At 54.8% G+C, this 4,518-nt stretch carries 5 protein-coding genes; 4 read left to right on the forward strand and 1 reads right to left on the reverse strand.

Translation table 11 applies throughout. The features are described 5' to 3' along the window. Positions 1-54 precede the first annotated feature (54 nt). The 4 genes from mobQ to ACZRMS_RS26115 all read left to right on the forward strand — a co-directional run bounded on the left by mobQ (position 55) and on the right by ACZRMS_RS26115 (position 3,732). Positions 55-1,155 carry a MobQ family relaxase gene (gene mobQ / locus ACZRMS_RS26100; RefSeq protein ID WP_463997623.1) on the forward strand — a complete coding sequence of 367 codons (1,101 nt, stop codon included), beginning with the start codon at positions 55-57 and terminating at the stop codon, positions 1,153-1,155. A gap of 10 nt (positions 1,156-1,165) precedes the next feature. Beyond that, complete coding sequence (locus ACZRMS_RS26105; protein WP_463997624.1) at positions 1,166-1,792, forward strand: hypothetical protein; 627 nt, start codon at positions 1,166-1,168, stop codon at positions 1,790-1,792. Positions 1,793-1,865: 73 nt separating this feature from the next. After that, positions 1,866-2,255 carry a hypothetical protein gene (locus ACZRMS_RS26110; protein ID WP_463997625.1) on the forward strand — a complete coding sequence of 130 codons (390 nt, stop codon included), beginning with the start codon at positions 1,866-1,868 and terminating at the stop codon, positions 2,253-2,255. Between the two features lie 1,009 nt (positions 2,256-3,264). Then, positions 3,265-3,732: a MuF-C-terminal domain-containing protein gene (locus ACZRMS_RS26115; protein WP_463997626.1), complete on the forward strand. Its 468-nt coding sequence runs from the start codon at positions 3,265-3,267 to the stop codon at positions 3,730-3,732. 281 nt (positions 3,733-4,013) lie between these two features. On the opposite strand, the gene ACZRMS_RS26120 is transcribed toward ACZRMS_RS26115, so the two are convergent. Further along, a complete protein-coding gene (locus ACZRMS_RS26120; RefSeq protein WP_463997627.1) occupies positions 4,014-4,301 on the reverse strand; it encodes a hypothetical protein in 288 nt (95 codons plus the stop codon). Positions 4,302-4,518 lie beyond the last annotated feature (217 nt).

Here is a 4,518-nt window from a genome sequence, read left to right on the forward strand (position 1 = left end):
CGGCGATGCCGACAAATCAAAAACAGATCACAAGAAAATCGAGAATCAAAAACCGTGGCGCTCTACTCCGCATCCGTCAAACCCATCAGTCGTAGCAGTGGCCGTTCCGCCACTGCCGCTGCTGCGTATCGGAATGCAGAGCGAATCATCGACGAGCGTACCGGCGACATTCACGACTACACCCGCCGTTCCGGCGTGGATCACGTCGAGTCATTTGCTCCGGTCGGTATGGCTCCACAGTCAGGTTCTGAACTGTGGAACAAGGCCGAAGCCGCCGAGGTTCGCAAGAACGCCCGAGTGGCCCGGGAAGTGCTCGTCGCACTGCCTCACGAACTTGACCAGGTACAACGCCGAGAGCTGGCCAAGTCGATTGCCCAGGGCTTGGCCGATCGCTACGGCATAGCGGGAACGCTGGCCGTTCACCAGCCCGACCGAGAGGGCGACAACCGCAATCACCACGTCCATATATTGATGACCACGCGCCGCCTTGATGCGTCGGGCCAGTTGGGCGAGAAGACCCGCGAACTGGACGACGTGAAGCGCGGCCCGCAAGAGGTGGAGTGGATACGGGCCATGATCGAGGGTCGAACCAACCAATCACTGGAGCGCGCCGGGCTTGAGGCGCGGGTGGATCGGCGTTCTTTGATTGAGCAGCGCGCCGCTGCGCTCGATGCCGGCGACATGGATCGAGCTGCGGAGCTGGATCGGCCGGCAACCCTTCACGAAGGCCCAAGGGTGACGCAGATCAGGCGCGAGTCGGCCCGTAAAGGCCGGGCGCCGTTGGGCGCTCTGGATCGAGCTGCAGCGAATGACCATACCCGCGAACTGGTGATCGACCGGGCAGAGCTGGGCATGGTGTCGGCACAGATTTTTAGCTTTGAAAAAGCTCGGGCAGAGCGTGCTGCACGCGAACAAATCGCTAAAGCCGCTGCTGATGGAATGGCCGCTTTCAATGCTCGCTTCCAGCAAAACCAAGACATCAACGCCCGTATTGAGGCGGAGCGCGAACGCATGGCCAACGAGCTGCACAGAGTTGCCCTGGAGCGCGCCGCACTCGAACGGCAAGAGCAGGCCAAAGCGGCCTTAAAACGATTCGAAAAAGACCAGTTAAACCACGATAAAGGCCCAAACAAAGGCCCTGACTTCGGCATGTAAGGGGAAGAATTTGAACATCAGTGAGCAGGAGCTATTTGGCCTGATGGCAGTAGCCAAAGAGCAGCAGCGAGCGGCCAGTGAGGCACTGCAAAAGCTGGAGGATCGACAGGTTGCACTGAATGCGGTCATAGCCCGTGCTGGCACAGCCGTTGAAGAGATGCACAAAGCGGGTCAGGCCTCGGCGCTTATCATCGAGAAAGCCACGCGGATCGCGGTTGAGAAGGCGGTTCAGGCCGCGCTAGCGAACGTCCAGCAGCAAACTCAGTCCACTCTTGGAGATTCTGTAAACCCGGCTGTGAAAGCGCTACAGGGCGTTACAGCGCGTGCTGAGAAGGCGGAAGAAAGCCTGCATCAAGCAGCAAGTTCTATCAGCTGGAAGTGGGCGGTCATCTGGACTTCAACCAGTTGCGTGCTGCTGGCTTCCATCGTGGGGTTGTCGATGCTTTTGGTACCCAGTCCCAACGAAATCGCTGACCTCAGAGCCGATGTTGCCGCCCTGGAGGCCCAAGGGGGGCGGGTTCAGCTGTCTGTATGTGGCGATTCCAAACGGCTGTGTGCAAGGATCGATCCGAAGGCTGAGAAAGGCGATCAGTACGGTCAAAACGGACAGCGCTGGATGATTTTGCAGGGTTACTGATTTGTGCATACAGGCGTGAGAGAGGAACAGTCAAAAGGCCCGGCTGTTACGAAAAATTATAGGGAATATAGCCATGCGTGATAACGAAAAAAGGGACTATTTTGGTGAGCAGTCCGGTGTCAATTCTTTAACTTGGATTGAGACGAAGCGTGCTTATCAGGAGGGGAAATTAGGATTCTATGTGGATCGAGGATTAGCGATCAAAGCAGCGTCTAGCGGTCTTGATACCGGGTTTTTAGGGCCCTTGTATGGAATGGCTCTGCCCATTGTTGTCATCGCTGGGATCGTGATGGCTTTTGTTTTCGCGTGGTGGTGGTTTTTTGTTGGTGTTGGACTCGCTATCGCATGCTTTCGATTGTCTCGACACGCTGCGGTTAAGGCTGTGATGAGAAGTGCTCTTCAAAATGAAGACTTGTTTCAAGTTTTTCGTGACAACAAGGTCATATGGTTTGAAAAGCTCTGACGCGCTGCGCTTGTCGGCCTTTTCGATGCCCTGCGGCTGCGCCACAGCGCCCCAAAATGGCTCACCAAACGGGCAAAGTTTCCGATTCGGAAACTTTGTCTGAATAAAAGATGTTCCACAGGCGTTTGACGCCAAAGGGAAAACACAAGATATTGTGTTTCGCGATTACTTACGCCCGTGGAACACTTTCACGGTCGTAGAAACGACGAAACCCCGCCAAGGCGGGGTTTCACGGGCTGGGCGGGTGCTTGTAACACCTCCAGCCTAGGTCTCGGGGAATTCTGCTTTAGGAGGCGGGATTCGAGACCTGGAAAGCCAATTCTGCGTGGGAAACCCCCCGCTGTAAAGCCTCCAGCCTCTTCCCGACACCTCCCCCCGACGCTTGGATACCATGATGCTTTGGGCTTGGGGGAGTACAGCTGCTGATCAAGGGATCTCTTCACAGCAGCCGGTATAGCCGGTTAGGTGCGACCCGAAAGGGCGAGAAGGCAACGGCAGGGCAGCGTAAAAACCCAACCACGGGCGCTGTCACTGTCTTAAAACCCACCAACCGCCAGACGCCGAAGAGGGCTAGGGGCTACTGCTGTAAACAACCCCCTGAAAGTCTGGAACGCCTGTTGGGAGTGGGAGTCGGGAGTGTTTATTCCTCCGAAATTTCCCCGCTGCGTGGAGCCATGCGAGAGGCTTTTTTTAAGGCCAATCGTAGGGGCTCCCACGCCAGTGGGAACCTCAACCGGCGCGCCAGCCAGCATCATCTTGCCGCCCTGCGGCTCTAGCTGCGCGTCAGCCAGCCTTGCCCCTGCTCTTGCTCTCAAGGGTCATAACCCGTTCTGGATCTACTCCAGCGAGTGGGGGTCCCCCTTTAGGGGGTCGAGCTGGTGAGCGGAGCGAATGCTTTTGTCTTTGGTCTTCACGTAACTGTCTGGCATTGACCACGAATAGTGGCCTACCTGCAGGCAGTTTTCGCGCTGTACACTCCCAGTTTTTTGCGTACCTTTCGGAAGCAGTGATGACCCGCGAGCAACTGACGGCTGAGCTTGTTGCCTGGATTAAAAATACAGGTCTAGCTGGCCCTATCGAGCCTGATCGAATGAGAGCGATGCTCTCCATTGGGCGATTTTCCCAGGAAATGCTGGGCTTGTTGCAGTGCGAAGACCTGGAGTTGGTTACGACCATCTCCGTCCTTGAGAAAATGATCTTTGATCATGGACTCAAGGAAGAGCACTTATGCGGCTTGCACGGCTTGATCTGTCAGCCAGAGAAGATATTCAAGTCGGCGACAAGACCTGACACTTCGGTGGTGGTCATGAGCTTGGAAACGCTCAGAGAACGGCCGATTATCCTACCGATTGAGCTTGGTAAGCGTATGGCTAAGGGGAAGCCATCCGTGCATTGGCTTTCCAGCGGGTATGCCAAAGACAACCGAGACATAATCGCCAAATGGAAGAACGATGGTTTGTTGATTTGGGAACGTTAGAGGTACTGCGAAGGGTCGAGCGAGAGGGTATATCGCCTAGGGCACGGATAGCGCAGCTCTGATTGCTGAGGTATTGAACGTGCCATCTAGGCAACTTCAAGCTAATCAAATATGAGCGTGAAGTCAACTGATAGTGGAATACGTAGCGTGAATTACGATGAAATCAAACAGGCCTTTTCCACCAATCCCCCGGCTTGAAACCCAGACCATTTCACCTTGACGAACCTGCTGACGATGGGAGTCGTTCATGGGTTTGGGGAGTACCGAACACACCCAAAAGATCATTCAGGTGTTTTCGAAACTAGTCGTTTGAATGCCTCAGAACCTTGGCCATTCTCCCCTAGAACAGCCAATCGTTCAGCGGGTCGAGTCAAGAAACCATCCAGAAGAGTCAACAGAGCAGCACGCTTTTCGGTGGATTGGGTTTGTTGATGCAGTACAGCCGCTCCAACCAAAACCTTGACCCTGTCTTCTGCCTTCTTGGCTGTAGCTCGTTGCCGTGCTTCTGCCTGCTGAATCTTGGCTGTTAGTTGGTCACGTTTTCGTTTCAGGTCGTCTAAATCAGCCATGTCTGTTATGCCTTTGATGGTGTCGGTTATGGTCATTCTACGCTAGAGTATTGACGTGCACAGACCTACCCTGAAAGAAGAGAAGGGCGCACTTACGCAAACTACGTTTGCAGGCGGTCGGCGATGCCGACAAATCAAAAACAGATCACAAGAAAATCGAGAATCAAAAACCGTGGCGCTCTACTCCGCATCCGTCAAACCCATCAGTCGTAGCAGT

This window comes from Pseudomonas sp. B424 (assembly GCF_055408345.1).